14 protein-coding genes are annotated in these 15,185 nt (G+C 53.4%); all 14 read right to left on the bottom strand.

All coding sequences use genetic code 11. From position 1 onward, the window contains the following. Nucleotides 1-19 precede the first annotated feature (19 nt). Nucleotides 20-1,087 carry an undecaprenyldiphospho-muramoylpentapeptide beta-N-acetylglucosaminyltransferase gene (gene murG / locus WES_RS17390; protein WP_016159382.1) on the bottom strand — a complete coding sequence of 356 codons (1,068 nt, stop codon included), beginning with the start codon at nt 1,085-1,087 and terminating at the stop codon, nt 20-22. After that, entirely contained in the window at nt 1,084-2,328 is a 1,245-nt protein-coding gene (gene ftsW / locus WES_RS17395; protein ID WP_010345404.1) for a cell division protein FtsW, read from the bottom strand. The genes murG and ftsW overlap by 4 nt, the downstream gene beginning before the upstream one ends. Beyond that, the gene (gene murD, locus WES_RS17400; protein WP_016159383.1) at nt 2,328-3,644 is read right to left on the bottom strand and encodes a UDP-N-acetylmuramoyl-L-alanine--D-glutamate ligase; all 1,317 of its coding nucleotides are present in this window, start codon (nt 3,642-3,644) and stop codon (nt 2,328-2,330) included. The genes ftsW and murD overlap by 1 nt, the downstream gene beginning before the upstream one ends. A 2-nt stretch (nt 3,645-3,646) precedes the next feature. After that, nucleotides 3,647-4,729: a phospho-N-acetylmuramoyl-pentapeptide-transferase gene (gene mraY / locus WES_RS17405; protein WP_000964122.1), complete on the bottom strand. Its 1,083-nt coding sequence runs from the start codon at nt 4,727-4,729 to the stop codon at nt 3,647-3,649. Next, entirely contained in the window at nt 4,723-6,081 is a 1,359-nt protein-coding gene (murF, locus tag WES_RS17410) for a UDP-N-acetylmuramoyl-tripeptide--D-alanyl-D-alanine ligase (protein ID WP_016159384.1), read from the bottom strand. The genes mraY and murF overlap by 7 nt, the downstream gene beginning before the upstream one ends. Next, nucleotides 6,078-7,565: a UDP-N-acetylmuramoyl-L-alanyl-D-glutamate--2,6-diaminopimelate ligase gene (murE, locus tag WES_RS17415; RefSeq protein WP_016159385.1), complete on the bottom strand. Its 1,488-nt coding sequence runs from the start codon at nt 7,563-7,565 to the stop codon at nt 6,078-6,080. Before murE ends, murF begins: the two co-directional genes overlap by 4 nt. Then, nucleotides 7,552-9,318: a peptidoglycan glycosyltransferase FtsI gene (ftsI, locus tag WES_RS17420; protein ID WP_000642204.1), complete on the bottom strand. Its 1,767-nt coding sequence runs from the start codon at nt 9,316-9,318 to the stop codon at nt 7,552-7,554. The genes murE and ftsI overlap by 14 nt, the downstream gene beginning before the upstream one ends. Nucleotides 9,319-9,333: 15 nt before the next feature. After that, nucleotides 9,334-9,699: a cell division protein FtsL gene (gene ftsL / locus WES_RS17425; protein WP_000625658.1), complete on the bottom strand. Its 366-nt coding sequence runs from the start codon at nt 9,697-9,699 to the stop codon at nt 9,334-9,336. Further along, the gene (rsmH, locus tag WES_RS17430) at nt 9,696-10,637 is read right to left on the bottom strand and encodes a 16S rRNA (cytosine(1402)-N(4))-methyltransferase RsmH (protein WP_000970479.1); all 942 of its coding nucleotides are present in this window, start codon (nt 10,635-10,637) and stop codon (nt 9,696-9,698) included. The genes ftsL and rsmH overlap by 4 nt, the downstream gene beginning before the upstream one ends. 1 nt (nt 10,638) lies before the next feature. After that, a complete protein-coding gene (mraZ, locus tag WES_RS17435; protein WP_000488288.1) occupies nt 10,639-11,097 on the bottom strand; it encodes a division/cell wall cluster transcriptional repressor MraZ in 459 nt (152 codons plus the stop codon). Between the two features lie 601 nt (nt 11,098-11,698). Further along, on the bottom strand, nt 11,699-12,703 hold the full coding sequence (cra, locus tag WES_RS17440; RefSeq protein WP_000762401.1) for a catabolite repressor/activator: 1,005 nt from the start codon (nt 12,701-12,703) through the stop codon (nt 11,699-11,701). An 81-nt stretch (nt 12,704-12,784) separates the two neighbouring features. Further along, on the bottom strand, nt 12,785-12,871 hold the full coding sequence (locus tag WES_RS23900) for a hypothetical protein (protein WP_032147791.1): 87 nt from the start codon (nt 12,869-12,871) through the stop codon (nt 12,785-12,787). A gap of 11 nt (nt 12,872-12,882) precedes the next feature. Next, the gene (gene ilvN, locus WES_RS17445) at nt 12,883-13,374 is read right to left on the bottom strand and encodes an acetolactate synthase small subunit (protein WP_010355142.1); all 492 of its coding nucleotides are present in this window, start codon (nt 13,372-13,374) and stop codon (nt 12,883-12,885) included. Between the two features lie 2 nt (nt 13,375-13,376). After that, the gene (ilvI, locus tag WES_RS17450) at nt 13,377-15,101 is read right to left on the bottom strand and encodes an acetolactate synthase 3 large subunit (RefSeq protein ID WP_016159386.1); all 1,725 of its coding nucleotides are present in this window, start codon (nt 15,099-15,101) and stop codon (nt 13,377-13,379) included. Nucleotides 15,102-15,185: the final 84 nt, after the last annotated feature.

Here is a 15,185-nt window from a genome sequence, read left to right as displayed (position 1 = left end):
GCAAAAGGCATCGCCACAATTACGCCCGGGCAGCCCGGCTCACTTCATTTGCCACTCGCTCGGTGGCATCCGGTATGGATGCAGCACGGGCGCGTTCTGCCATGGTTAATAAGGTTTCTCGCGACCACCCGGCCAGGGTGTTGGCGACAGCATCCACGGTAAGCTGTGGCTGCTCGATAATTTTGGCTGCGCCCGCTTTTTCCAGCGGTAACGCATTCCAGTATTGCTGGCGGTCTTTATGCTGAAACGGCACAAACAATGCTGGTAACCCCGCCGCAGCGATTTCACTCACCGTCAACGCACCGGAGCGGCAAACGACGACATCCGCCCACGCATACGCCGCTGCCATATCATCAATAAATTCCGTCACTTTATGCTGCGGTTGCCCCGCTTCGGCATACGCCTGTTCAACTGATTGTTGCGAACCTTTGCCACTCTGATGCCAGATAGTGACTGAATCGCCCAGCTTTGCTGCAACCAGCGGCATTGTCTGGTTAAGAATGCGCGCGCCCTGAGAACCACCCACTACCAACACACGAACCGGACCTTCACGTCCAGCCAGACGTTGCTGCGGCAACGGCAGCGCCAGCACATCGGTACGAACAGGATTACCCACCACTTCCGCATTAGGGAAAGCGCCTGGAAACGCCTGCATCACTTTGGTCGCAATCTTCGCCAGCCATTTATTGGTTAAGCCCGCAATACCGTTTTGTTCATGAAGTACGACCGGAATGCCTAACGACCACGCTGCCAGACCTCCTGGGCCTGAAACGTAGCCGCCCATACCGAGCACCACGTCAGGTTTATACGCTTTCATAATCACCCGCGCCTGACGCCAGGCGTTAAAGATACGCAACGGAGCTGCGAGTAACGCTTTAATACCCTTGCCGCGCAAACCAGAGATACGAATAAAGTCGATCTCGATACCGTGCTTCGGCACTAAGTCCGCTTCCATACGATCGGCAGTACCCAGCCAGCGAACTTGCCACCCCTGGGTCATTAAATGATGCGCAACCGCAAGCCCCGGGAACACATGTCCGCCAGTACCGCCTGCCATCACCATTAATCGCTTCCCTTGACCACTCATCGTGAACCTCGTACAAACGCCTGCGCTTTCTCCAGACGCGTTTCATAATCAATACGCAACAGCATCATGATGGCTGTCGACATAATCAGTAAGCTCGAACCACCGTAACTGATGAGCGGCAATGTCAAACCTTTGGTCGGTAACATCCCCGCCGCAGCGCCTACGTTAACCAGCGCCTGGAAACTAAACCAGATGCCAATTGAACAGGCGAGAAAACCGGAAAAACGATGGTCAATTTCTAACGCTTTACGACCAATCGACATCGCGCGAAAAGCGACGAAGAATACCATTAAAAGCGCCAGCACCACACCGATATACCCCAGTTCTTCGCCGATAATGGCGAAAATAAAGTCAGTGTGCGCTTCCGGCAGATACTCCAGTTTTTGTACCGAGTTACCTAAACCTTGCCCCCACAGTTCACCGCGACCAAACGCCATCAACGATTGCGTCAGCTGATAGCCGCTGCCGAAAGGATCTTCCCACGGGTTCCAGAATGCGGTAACACGACGAATACGGTACGGTTCGGCGAGGATCAGCAACACAACCGCTGAAATCCCCATGCCAATAATGGCGATGAACTGCCACAACTTCGCCCCAGCCAGGAACAGCATCGCCAGCGTAGTCACAAACAACACCACCACCGTACCAAGGTCAGGCTGCGCCAGCAGCAACACGGCCAACACCAGAATCACGCCCATCGGTTTCAGGAAGCCGCGCAGGTTGTTACGCACTTCATCGCCTTTGCGCACCAGATAGTTGGCGATATAGCAAAACAGCGACAGCTTGGTCAGTTCGGCTGGCTGGATACGCAGCAAGCCAAGATCGATCCAACGCGATGCCCCTTTAACCGAGCTACCCACCACCAGCACGATCATCAACAGGATGATTGATCCGAGCAGCATCGTGGCACTGTAGCGTTGCCAGAACTCCATCGGCAGACGCAGCGTAATGATCGCCAGAATGAACGCCAGAATCAGATAGACGCCATCACGCTTCGCGAAGAAGAACGGATCGTTGGTTAAGCGTTGCCCTATGGGCATTGACGCCGAGGTCACCATGATAAAGCCAATCGCCGCGAGGCCGAAGGTCAGCCACAGCAAGGTGCGATCGTACATGATCAGGCTGTCGGTATCTTTTTCCCGCGAGCCCATCACCCAGCCCTTTAGCGCCGTGGAGATCCAGACCAGGATACTGAATCCCGGCAGGCGCGGCATTTTCAGGCGAGGGAGAGATAAACGCATCAACCTAACTCCTTCGCCAGACGGGCAAACTCATTGCCTCGTTGTTCAAAGTTCTTGAACTGATCAAGGCTGGCACATGCCGGGGAGAGCAGAACCATATCTCCCGGCTGAACACGCGGAGTCAGCAAGCGCATCGCCTGTTCCATAGTTTCGGTTTGCTCTGCCACTTCCGGGCGTAACGCCGCCAACTGTGCGCCATCACGACCGAAACAATACAGACGCACGTTATCGCCATTCAGATAGCGCGCCAGTGGGCTGAAGTCTGCCGATTTACCATCGCCGCCCAGCAACAAATGCAGCGTGCCATCTACGTGCAGGCCATTCAGCGCCGCTTCGGTACTGCCGACGTTGGTCGCTTTCGAATCGTTAATCCAGCGCACACCGTTATGCTCCAGCACCACTTCAAAGCGATGCGGCAGACCGGTAAACGTGGTTAACGCTTTCAGGCTGCTGGCACGCGGTAAACCTGCGGCATCAGCCAGCGCCAGTGCTGCCAGCGCATTGGTGTAGTTATGCTGCCCGGAAAGCTTCATCTCTTTCACATTCAACACTTTCTCGCCTTTCACCCGCAGCCAGGTTTCACCCTGCTGATGATTCAGGTGATAGTCACCCATATTGACGCCGAAGCTGACGCAACGTTCATCCGCACCGCGAATCGGCATCGTTAAGGCATCATCGGCATTAACCACGCAAACTTTTGCGTTTTCGTAAATACGCAGTTTTGCCGCACGATACTGCTGTAAACCAAATGGATAGCGATCCATATGATCTTCAGTCACGTTCAGAATCGTCGCCGCCACCGCCTGTAAGCTGGATGTCGTTTCCAGCTGGAAGCTTGACAGTTCCAGCACGTACAGCTCGCACTCAGCATCCAGCAGCATCAATGCTGGCAGGCCAATGTTGCCACCCACGCCAACGTTAACGCCTGCTGCTTTCGCCATTTCCCCCACTAAGGTGGTGACAGTGCTTTTGCCGTTAGAACCGGTGATCGCCACGACAGGCGCTTGTGCTTCGCGGCAGAACAGTTCGATATCGCCAACAATTTCAATTCCGGCATTGGCAGCGGCGCTTAAGGAAGGATGCGCCAGCGCAATACCGGGGCTGGCGACAATCAGATCTGCCGCCATCAGCCATTCATCATTGAGACCGCCAGTATGACGCTCCACCGCTTCGGGTAATTTATCCAGGCCAGGCGGTGTCATACGCGTATCCATTACGCGCGGCGTCACGCCGCGAGCAAGGAAAAAGTCCACGCAAGAAAGCCCGGTGAGGCCCAGGCCGATAATGACGACATTTTTACCCAGGTAATCAGCCATGATTAACGTACCTTCAGCGTTGCCAGACCAATCAGGACCAGCATCAGCGAAATAATCCAGAAACGCACAATGACGCGCGGTTCCGGCCAGCCTTTCAGTTCATAGTGGTGATGAATCGGCGCCATGCGGAAAATACGTTGCCCGCGCAGTTTAAAGGAGCCGACTTGCAAAATAACCGACAGGGTTTCGACGACAAACACGCCGCCCATAATCACCAGCAGGAATTCCTGACGCAGCAGTACGGCGATAATGCCCAACGCGCCGCCTAACGCCAGCGAACCAACATCGCCCATAAAGACCTGTGCCGGATAGGTGTTAAACCACAGGAATCCCAGCCCTGCCCCGACTATCGCGGTGCAGACAATGACCAGTTCCCCTGCATGTCGCAGATACGGTATGTGTAAATAGCTGGCAAAGTTCATGTTGCCGGTCGCCCACGCCACCAGCGCAAAACCACCAGCGACAAATACGGTCGGCATAATCGCCAGGCCATCAAGACCATCGGTCAGGTTTACCGCGTTACCGGTGCCGACAATAACGAAGTAGGCCAGCAGGATGTAGAACAAACCTAACTGCGGCATCACATCTTTAAAGAACGGTACAACCAGTTGCGTTGCTGGCGTGTCTTTCCCGGCAAGATACAAAGCAAAAGCAACACCCAGCGCAATGACCGACATCCAGAAATACTTCCAACGTGCGATCAACCCTTTGGTGTCTTTGCGCACGACTTTGCGATAGTCATCAACGAAGCCAATGATGCCGTAGCCGACCAGCACTACCAGTACGCACCAGACATACGGGTTAGACGGGTAAGCCCACAGCAGTACGGAGATCACAATCGCTGTCAGGATCATAATCCCGCCCATGGTCGGCGTACCGCGCTTGCTAAAGTGCGATTCCGGGCCATCGTTACGCACCACCTGACCAAAGGAGAGTTTTTGCAGATGAGCAATCATGCGCGGCCCCATCCACAATGAGATGAACAGCGCGGTCAGCAGGCTGACGATGGCGCGAAACGTCAGATAGGAAAAGACGTTAAAGCCGGAATAATATTTGACCAAATGTTCGGCCAGCCAAACTAACATGTCCCATTCTCCTGTAAAGCGCGTACTACCTCTTCCATGGCAGCACTACGTGAACCCTTAACTAAAATCGTAATTACCTGTTGCTCAGCAATCAGTGATTTAAGACGCGTAATTAACGCAGTTTTATCAGCAAAATGTTCGCCAACGTCGCTGGCGGTGCTGATAGCATGGCTTTGTTTACCCACGCTTAACACGCGGTCAATACCAGCAGCTTTTGCCGCTTCGCCCACCTGTACATGGCAGGCTTCGCTTTCAGCGCCCAGTTCCGCCATATCGCCAACGACCAGCACACGGTAGCCCGGCATCTCAGCCAGAACCTGAACAGCGGCGGTCATGGAGCCGACGTTAGCGTTGTAGGAGTCGTCGAGCAGCAACTGGTTTTCCGCCAGTTGGATGGGGAACAAACGGCCAGGAACAGCCTGTAGATTTGCCAGCCCTGCTTTGATGGCATCAAGCGTTGCGCCCACGGACATGGAGAGCGCCGCAGCAGCCAATGCATTCGCAATATTGTGACGCCCCGGCAGCGGCAGCAGGACATCGACGCTACCCGTTGGAGTTTGCAGCGTAAATTCAGTACCGTGCGAGGTCACATGAATATTGGTGGCGGTAAAATCACTGTTGGCGGCATTGGGTGAGAAACGCCACACTTTGCGATTGCCAATCACGCTTTGCCAGTTCAACCAGTCGTTGTTGTCGGCATTCATAATGGCGATACCGTTTTCCGGCAGGCCGGTAAAGATTTCGCCTTTCGCTTTTGCCACGCCCGCCAAAGAACCGAAGCCTTCCAGATGCGCCGCCGCCAGGTTGTTGACCAGCGCGGCTTCCGGGCGGGTCAGGCTTACTGTCCAGGCAATTTCGCCCTGATGGTTCGCACCAAGTTCAATGACTGCGTAGTCGTATTCTGGCGTTAAGCGCAGCAGCGTCATCGGCACGCCGATGTCATTGTTGAGGTTGCCAGCCGTATAAAGCGTGTTGCCGCACTGGCTTAAAATCGCCGCCGTCATCTCTTTAACGGAGGTTTTGCCGGAGGAACCGGTCAGAGCAACCACGCGCGCCGGAACTTGCTGGCGAACCCATGCAGCCAGTTCACCAAACGCCAGACGCGTATCCTTGACGATTAACTGCGGCAGGTCGATGTCCAGCGGACGGCTGACCAGCAGCGCGCCCGCGCCGCCAGCTTTCGCCTGGTCGGCAAAATCATGGGCATCGAAACGTTCGCCTTTCAGGGCAACAAACAGGCAGCCCGGCGTCAGTTTACGGGTGTCAGTCGTTACGGCATCAAGGGTGATATCTGCCCCTTGCAGTTCACCGTTGAGAATGTTCGCCAGTTGGCTAAGGGTTACGCTAATCATGCGATCACCCCCAGCAGACGCGCCACCGTGACACGATCGGAGTAGTCCAGACGCTGGTTGCCAACAATCTGGTAATCTTCATGGCCTTTGCCCGCGACCAGCACCACATCATTCTCTTTAGCCTGCATAACGGCGCAAGTCACCGCTTCAGCGCGGCCTTCCATCACTTTGGCATGTCCGGCGTCTAACATTCCCGCCAGAATATCGTTGATGATGGCGCGCGGTTCTTCGGTACGCGGGTTATCGTCCGTCACCACCGCCACGTCAGCAAACTCTTCGGCAATTGCGCCCATCAGTGGACGCTTGCCTTTATCACGATCGCCGCCACAGCCAAAGACGCACCACAGCTTGCCCGCACAGTGCAGCCGCGCCGCCTGTAAGGCTTTTTCCAGTGCATCCGGCGTATGCGCGTAATCCACCACCACCGTCGGTTTGCCTGGTGCAGTGAACACTTCCATACGTCCGCAAACCGGTTGCAGACGCGCGGCGGTTTTTAGCAGATCGGCCAGCGGATAACCCAGCGCCAGCAGTGTCGCCAGCGCCAGCATCAGGTTGCTGACGTTAAAAGCGCCCATCAGGCGGCTTTCTATTTCGCCATCGCCCCAGCTTGAGGTGAAGCGGATAGTCGCACCGCTGTCGTGATAGTTCACATCGGTCACTTTCAGCCAACGACCGTGACAGTTCGGATTGATATTGTCTTCCATCGACACCGCAACCGCGTCTGGTAGTTTTGCCAGCCAGCGGCGACCCACTTCATCGTCGGCGTTAATAATCGCCTGACCGCAATGATGCTCAGAATAAAGCAGCCATTTCGCGGCTTCGTAGTTTTCCATATCACCATGATAATCAAGGTGATCGCGGCTTAAGTTGGTAAAGACCGACGCCGCAAATTTCAATGCCGCCACACGGTGCTGTACCAGCCCGTGGGAGGAAACTTCCATTGCGCAAAAAGTCGCGCCCTGATCCACCAGCCCCGCCAGCTCATGCTGAACGTCGACTGCCGAACCGGTGGTATTTTCTGTCGGGATCACTTTCCCCAGCAGGCCGTTACCAACAGTGCCCATTACCGCACTGGTTTCGCCAAGCAGTTGGCTCCACTGCGCCAGAAGCTGGGTAGTCGTGGTTTTTCCGTTGGTGCCCGTTACGCCCACGAGACGTAAATTGTCAGAGGGTTCATGGTAAAAGCGGCCCGCCAGTGCAGATAAACGCTCATTGAGCTGGCTGAGATAGATGACCGGTACGCCGTGCATTTCACGGATTTCACCGTCGGTCGCCTCATCTTTCGCCTCTGCAATAATGGCAGCCACACCTTGCGCTATCGCCTGCGGGATATATCGACGCCCGTCCGCCTGATGACCTACTACAGCTACAAAGAGATCGCCCGCCGCAGCCACACGGCTGTCGAGTGTCATCTCTCGCAGTGCTCGCGAAGGTGCGTCTGGCACCCACGGAGCAAGAAGGTCGCGCAAATTACGATCTGCCACCTGTCCCCTCGCCTTGATTAATCACAAATTCATTTTTATCACCCGTTGTCAGCGCATCCGGCTCGATGTTCATGGTGCGCAATACGCCGCCCATGATGGCACCAAAGACCGGCGCGGAAACGGCGCCGCCGTAGTATTTACCCGCCTGCGGATCGTTGATAACAACAACCAGCGCGAAGCGCGGCTGACTCGCAGGCGCAACGCCTGCGGTATAAGCAATATATTTATTGATGTAGCGACCGTCCGGCCCGACCTTTTTCGCAGTACCGGTTTTAATAGCGATACGATAGCCTTTAATCGCCGCCTTCACGCCGCCGCCGCCCGGTAGCGCCACGCTTTCCATCATATGCACCACGGTGCGAACAATGGATTCCGGGAAGACACGTTCACCGGGAACCGGGGGGTCAACTTTGGTAATCGACAGCGGGCGATAAATGCCGTAGCTGCCGATAGTTGCGTAGACTCGCGCTAACTGTAACGGTGTTACCATTAGCCCGTAGCCGAAAGAGAAGGTGGCCCTCTCTATGTCAGACCACCGTTGTTTTTGAGGATATAAGCCACTGCGTTCTCCGACCAACCCCAAATTGGTCGCTTTTCCCAGTCCAAAACGTGAGTAAGTATCTACTAACGCTGAGGACGGCATCGCTAACGCCAGCTTGGAAACACCGACGTTACTCGACTTCTGTAATACCCCGGTCAGGGTTAATTCGCTGTAGCGTGCCACGTCTTTGATTTCGTGGCCGTTAATTCGATAAGGAACGGTATTGAGTACCGAGTTTTCCCGCACCACGCCACGTTGCAACGCGGTCATCACCACCATCGGTTTAACCGTTGAGCCCGGTTCAAACACGTCGGTGATGGTACGGTTACGCATCGCCTCTTTCGGCGTGCCACTCAGATTGTTAGGGTTGTATGATGGGCTGTTAGCCATCGCCAGCACTTCACCGGTGTTGACATCCACCAGCACGGCGCTACCAGATTCAGCCTTGTTAAAGGCCACCGCATTGTTCAGCTCGCGATAAACCAGCGCCTGCAGGCGTTCATCAATACTCAGCGCCAGGTTGTGCGCCGCCTGGCTGTCGGTAGAAGAAATATCTTCAATTACGCGACCGTAGCGGTCTTTACGCACAATACGTTCACCCGGCTGCCCGGTAAGCCATTTATCGAAACTCTTCTCGACGCCCTCAATCCCCTGGCTATCGACATTGGTAAAGCCAATGAGGTGAGCGGTCACTTCGCCGGACGGATAGTAACGGCGAGACTCTTCACGCAGATGAATCCCCGGCAGTTTCAGTTTTTTGATGTAGTCCGCCATGTCAGGGTTTACCTGACGCGCCAGATAAATAAAGCGTCCTTTCGGGTTGGCGTTAATGCGGGCTGAGAGCTGATCCAGTGGAATGTTAAGCGCGTTAGCCAGCGCCTTCCAGCGGTCACCGACGCTGATACCGCCAGCGTCATGCACTTCTTTTGGGTCAGCCCAGATCGCTTTTACCGGCACACTTACCGCTAATGGGCGACCAGAGCGGTCAGTAATCATGCCGCGTGAGGTGGATACTTGTTGAACGCGAAGAGAACGCATGTCGCCCTCTTTCACCAACATATCCGGGGAGATAACCTGTAACCACGCTACGCGCCCGAGCAGAAAAGCCAGCGCCAGTAAAATACAGCCGCATAACAACGCAAAACGCCAACTGATAAAGTTGGCATGTTCTTCCTGACGTTTTGGTTTCTGCGTTTTCGCCGCTGCTTTCATGCGTCGCGTTTATCCTTATTTTTGCACTACGATATTTTCTTGTGATGGATCGACATGCTGCATTTGCAGCTTCTCCGTAGCGATCCTTTCCACCCGGCTATGGTCGCCGAGCGCGTTCTCTTCAAGAATCAGGTTGCGCCATTCAATGTCTAAAGCGTCTCGCTCCAGCACCAGTTGTTCGCGCTGAGCGGTCAGCAAACGGGTATGGTGTGCTGTGGTCACCACAGTCACCGCCGTCAAAATAATGCAAATGAACAGGCAGAGTGGCAGCTTCCCAAATCGCAAAAGATCGTCACCGATGACGCCAGGCAAGGCATGGCGTTCGTGGCTTCCCATCGATCCTTTAACTTTGCTTAGAGCTTCTGTCACTCTGCTGATCATGCGTTCGTCCTCTCTGCAATACGCAGAACTGAACTACGGGCACGAGGGTTCTCTGCCACCTCTTCTTCGCCCGGCATCAACTTGCCTAATGCTCGCAACTGACGGCCACCCAGTTTTTTGAGCTGCTCTTCAGTCATCGGTAATCCTGCCGGAACTTGCGGACCACGACTGTTTTCACGCATAAAGCGTTTCACAATACGGTCTTCCAGCGAATGAAAACTGATGATCGAAAGCCGCCCACCTGGCGCCAACACGTTGAGCGAGCTTTTTAGCGCCTGCTCTATCTCCTCCAGTTCACTGTTTACCCAGATGCGCACCGCCTGGAAGGTACGGGTCGCAGGATGTTTGAATTTGTCCTTCACCGGCGTTGCGGCAGCAACGACTTCCGCCAGTTCTTTGGTGCGGGTCATCGGCTGTTCGCGGTTACGCTCGACAATGGCGCGCGCAATGCGTTTAGCGAAACGTTCTTCGCCATACGTTTTTAATACCCAGGCGATATCGGCTTCTTCGGCAGTTTGTAGCCATTCAGCAGCGGATTGACCGCGCGTCGGATCCATACGCATGTCCAGCGGGCCATCGCGCATAAAGGAAAAACCGCGTTCAGCATCATCGAGTTGCGGTGAAGAGACGCCAAGATCGAGGAGAATGCCATCAATCTTGCCGATAAGATCACGCTCGGCGACGTATTCGCCCAGCGCGGAGAAAGGTCCATGTATGATGGAGAAGCGCGGATCATCAATAGTCTTCGCAACGGCAATAGCCTGCGGGTCGCGATCGATCGCCAGCAAACGCCCCTCTTCGCCAAGCTGCGAGAGGATCAGACGTGAGTGACCACCGCGACCAAAAGTTCCATCAATGTAGATACCGTCAGGACGGATATTGAGGCCATTTACGGCTTCATCCAACAGCACCGTAGTATGTTTATAGTTTTCCATCATTTTATAGAGACAAGTCCTGCAGCCGCTCCGATAAGTTTTCGGTAGCCAACTGTTCTGCGTCGATATCTTCCCTGACTTGTTGATGCCAGGTTGTTTCATCCCACAGCTCAAACTTATTGAACTGTCCAACCAACATCACTTCTTTTGTCAGCCCGGCATGTTGCCGCAGTACTGGCGCGATTAACAATCGACCTGCGCCATCCATCTGACATTCGCTGGCATGACCTAACAGAAGGCGCTGCACACGGCGCTCAACCGGGTTCATGCTCGACAGACGCGATAATTTTTGCTCGATAATTTCCCATTCAGGAAGGGGGTAAAGCAGCAGGCATGGGTGATGAATGTCAATGGTACACACCATTTGACCGGCAGCGTTCCCGAGCAGCTCTTCCCGATAACGGGTGGGCACCGATAAGCGCCCTTTACTGTCGAGATTGACTAACGTTGCTCCCCGGAACATGCCAGTCTTCCCCCAATTACCACTTTATCCCACAAATTCCCACTAAAAGGAGTTTACGGAGCGGAGGAAAAGCTTGTCAAGCCAGGAACATTCCTTACCGAAGCAAAAAACCCGATGTTTACGACTAATATCTGCATTGTTTAAAAATCGCCCAACGAACGAAGCAAATTAACGTTATGAATAGTTGTAAGAAAAAATCCCACTCATCATTACCGTTTTAAAAACGACTTCTTTTTCCTTAATGAAAATATAAAGTGTCAGTTTGCGACGCGAGCGGCATTTTAGGACATATCGCCCCCGGATAACAGTCCCTGTTGCGCACGCGCCATGCCTGACGCCAGCGACTTTGCGTAAAAGATTAGAAAAGTGTTTGTTTAATCGGCAATTGCCGATTTGCATGTAACAAAATAATGCAATCGCAATCCATCGTTACGACTTAATTATCATTAAGCACATCGAATGAAGTTAATTGGTGAGATATTTAGAAGGTCTTATGGATAATAGTCAGGAATAGTCTTATTTACATAAAGGATATTGATGTCCAATTACGTACTCAATGCGCCAGCCGCAATCAACCAGCGCATCATTTTTTGTTTAACGTTTAGCTACGGCTGAGGACGCCGCGACGATAGAGATTTCGTTTGATGCGCGTTAAACCTGGTTTTGGCTTACGCGGCTCGTCCAGACTCGCCAGGACAATCTCCAGCACGCGCTCAGCGACATCCCGATGACGCTGAGCCACTGCCAGCACCGGACATTGTAAGAAGTCGAGCAATTCGTTATCGCCAAAGGTGGCAATCGCCAGATCGGAAGGCAGTTTACCATCGCGACGCAGCGTGACATCCATCACTCCCTGCAACAATGCAAAAGAGGTAGTGAACAGCGCCTGCGGCATCGGATGCGTTTCCAGCCATTTTTCGAATAACTGGGCAGCAGCTTCCCGCTCATAGCTATTGGCATAAAGGAAATGCACTTCGCGCGGATCATCTTTCCAGGCAGTACGGAAACCCTGCTCACGCAGGAAGCTGACAGAAAGCTCCGGCAGCGCGCCAAGATAAAGTACCGTTTCGGCCGGAAACTTACGTAACTCTTCCGCCAACATTTCAGCATCATCCTGGTCGGCACCAACCACGCTGGTGAAATGTTCACGATCGAGGGCGCGATCCAGCGCGACAATCGGGAACGGGTCATTAGCCCAGCGTTGATAGAAAGGATGCTCTGGCGGCAGCGAAGTTGAAACAATGATGGCATCGACCTGACGTTGTAAAAGATGCTCAATACAACGCATTTCGTTGTCTGGCTGATCTTCGGAACAAGCAATGAGTAGCTGATAACCGCGTTGACGCGCCTGGCGTTCAAGATAGTTAGCAATGCGGGTATAACTTGTGTTCTCAAGATCGGGGATAACAAGACCAATAGAACGTGTGCGTCCAGCACGAAGCCCAGCCGCCACGGCATTCGGGTGGTAATTGTGCTCACGTACCACTGCCATGACTTTCTCAACGGTTTTGTCGCTCACACGGTATTGCTTCGCTTTGCCGTTAATAACATAGCTTGCAGTGGTCCGCGACACTCCCGCCAGCCGAGCGATTTCATCCAGTTTCACAATTGCCCCTTGCGTAAAATGTAAAAACCATAACCATTGTACTGGTATGGATTAAATTCATTAACATCTAAGCGCAGAAAATTAACTGCGGCAACTGCTTTTATTCCAGGTTCCTACTAAATTCGCAAAAAAAGCCCAACGTGGCTTATTGGGCTGCAAATTGCGCATTGAGATCATTCTCAACGCATTATTTTATCGCCGCGCGAAAGACCGACGACGCCAGAGCGGGCAACTTCAACAATTTTCGCCACATCGCGAATCGATGCTAAAAATGCGTCGAGTTTATCGCTGGTGCCTGCCAGTTGAACGGTATAAAGCGAAGGCGTGACATCAATGATTTGCCCACGAAATATTTCCGTATTGCGTTTCACTTCGTCACGTCCATAGCCGCTGGCCTGAATTTTCACCAGCATAATCTCCCGCTCAACGTGCGCACCCTGCCCCAGCTCGCTCACGCGCAACACATCGACCAGCTTGTGTAATTGCTTTTCGATCTGCTCAAGCACTTTTTCATCGCCCACGGTCTGGATAGTCATGCGCGATAATGTCGGATCGTCGGTTGGCGCAACGGTCAGGCTTTCAATGTTATAGCCACGCTGGGCAAAAAGGCCGATCACGCGGGATAACGCGCCTGATTCATTTTCGAGTAATACTGATAATATCCGGCGCATAATCAGGTTCTCTCCGTTTTGCTTAACCACATTTCATCCATTCCGCCCCCGCGAATCTGCATCGGATAAACGTGCTCACTGCCATCGACGGTGACATCAACAAATACCAGGCGATTATTTCGTACCTGTTCCAGCGCCTCGCCAAGTTTACTTTCCAGCTCATCCGGGCGCGAAATCTGGATACCAACATGACCATAGGCTTCTGCCAGACGGACGAAATCTGGCAGAGATTGCATATAAGATTGTGAATGACGACCGGAATAGATCATGTCCTGCCACTGTTTCACCATCCCCAGATAGCGGTTATTAAGATTCACCACCAACACCGGAAGCTCGTATTGCAAGGCTGTAGACAGCTCCTGAATATTCATCTGAATACTGCCGTCGCCAGTAACGCAGACCACAGTTTCTTCCGGCAACGCCATTTTGACGCCCAGCGCCGCAGGTAAACCAAACCCCATGGTGCCGAGGCCACCGGAGTTGATCCAGCGACGCGGTTTGTCGAAAGGATAATAAAGTGCGGCGAACATCTGGTGCTGCCCGACGTCGGACGTAACGTAAGCGTCCCCCTTCGTCAGTCGCCAGAGTGTCTCGATCACCGCCTGCGGTTTAATCTTTTCGCTCTGAGTGTCGTATTTCAGGCACTGGCGAGCGCGCCACGGTTCAATTTTCTGCCACCAGTCGCGGATCTCATCCAGTGGTTGCGAAGACGTTTCTTGCGATAACAACTCCAGCATTTGATCCAACACCAGCCGCGCATCGCCAACGATCGGGATGTCGGCGGTCACGGTTTTTGAGATCGAGGTAGGATCGATATCAATATGTAACACCGTCGCATTTGGGCAGTACTTTGCCAGATTGTTAGTAGTGCGATCATCAAAGCGTACGCCAACCGCAAAAATGACATCGGCATTATGCATTGTCATATTGGCTTCGTAAGTGCCGTGCATTCCCAGCATTCCCAGCGCCTGACGATGCGTTGCCGGAAACGCGCCTAATCCCATTAATGATGAGACGACAGGAAGATTAAGTTGCTCAATAATCTGTTTGAGTTGTTGATGGCAACCCGCTGTCACCGCGCCACCACCCACGTAAACGACCGGTTTTTTCGCCGCCGCCAGCGTTTGTAGTGCGCGTTTAATCTGCCCTTTATGACCCAACGTTGTCGGGTTATACGAGCGCATACTGACCGATTCCGGCCAGACGTAAGGTAATTTGTTCGCCGGATTAAGAATATCTTTCGGTAAATCAACTACTACCGGCCCAGGGCGACCACTTGCTGCCAGCCAGAAAGCCTTTTTCAGCACCTGTGGAATGTCTTCCGTTTGCTTAACCAGAAAACTGTGTTTAACCACCGGCCGGGAAATTCCCACCATGTCACACTCCTGAAAGGCATCGTAACCTATCAGCGAGGTTGCGACCTGCCCGGAAAGGATAACCAGCGGAATAGAGTCCATATAGGCGGTGGCGATACCGGTAATTGCGTTGGTGGCTCCAGGACCCGATGTCACCAGCACAACGCCCACTTCTCCGGTCGCGCGCGCCAGGCCATCGGCCATATGCACCGCTGCCTGCTCATGACGAACTAATACGTGATCAATACCGCCCACGGTATGCAATGCATCGTAAATATCAAGGACTGCGCCTCCGGGATAACCGAATACTTGTTTAACGCCCTGATCGATAAGCGATCGGACGACCATCTCGGCTCCAGACAACATCTCCATGGCTTGCCTCACTGTTTGGCGGAAAAAATGTGTAAAACACATTAACCGTCCGATCTTGCTTAAGCAATTGACAAGCAGAGCCAC

The organism is Escherichia sp. KTE31, from assembly GCF_000407925.1.
In the GTDB taxonomy this organism is placed as follows: domain Bacteria; phylum Pseudomonadota; class Gammaproteobacteria; order Enterobacterales; family Enterobacteriaceae; genus Escherichia; species Escherichia ruysiae.
Note: the sequence above shows the minus strand (reverse complement) of the source record. Positions and strands in the feature narration are given on the sequence as shown.

What these genes read in the sequence shown, in the direction of transcription:
- mraY (WP_000964122.1), bottom strand. Translation starts at nt 4,729, where the DNA reads ATGTTAGTTTGGCTGGCCGAACATTTGGTCAAATATTATTCCGGCTTT.
- mraZ (WP_000488288.1), bottom strand. Translation starts at nt 11,097, where the DNA reads ATGTTCCGGGGAGCAACGTTAGTCAATCTCGACAGTAAAGGGCGCTTA.
- murD (WP_016159383.1), bottom strand. Translation starts at nt 3,644, where the DNA reads ATGGCTGATTACCTGGGTAAAAATGTCGTCATTATCGGCCTGGGCCTC.
- ftsI (WP_000642204.1), bottom strand. Translation starts at nt 9,318, where the DNA reads ATGAAAGCAGCGGCGAAAACGCAGAAACCAAAACGTCAGGAAGAACAT.
- WES_RS23900 (WP_032147791.1), bottom strand. Translation starts at nt 12,871, where the DNA reads ATGCGCAATTTGCAGCCCAATAAGCCACGTTGGGCTTTTTTTGCGAAT.
- rsmH (WP_000970479.1), bottom strand. Translation starts at nt 10,637, where the DNA reads ATGATGGAAAACTATAAACATACTACGGTGCTGTTGGATGAAGCCGTA.
- ftsW (WP_010345404.1), bottom strand. Translation starts at nt 2,328, where the DNA reads ATGCGTTTATCTCTCCCTCGCCTGAAAATGCCGCGCCTGCCGGGATTC.
- ilvN (WP_010355142.1), bottom strand. Translation starts at nt 13,374, where the DNA reads ATGCGCCGGATATTATCAGTATTACTCGAAAATGAATCAGGCGCGTTA.
- ilvI (WP_016159386.1), bottom strand. Translation starts at nt 15,101, where the DNA reads ATGGAGATGTTGTCTGGAGCCGAGATGGTCGTCCGATCGCTTATCGAT.
- murF (WP_016159384.1), bottom strand. Translation starts at nt 6,081, where the DNA reads ATGATTAGCGTAACCCTTAGCCAACTGGCGAACATTCTCAACGGTGAA.
- ftsL (WP_000625658.1), bottom strand. Translation starts at nt 9,699, where the DNA reads ATGATCAGCAGAGTGACAGAAGCTCTAAGCAAAGTTAAAGGATCGATG.
- murG (WP_016159382.1), bottom strand. Translation starts at nt 1,087, where the DNA reads ATGAGTGGTCAAGGGAAGCGATTAATGGTGATGGCAGGCGGTACTGGC.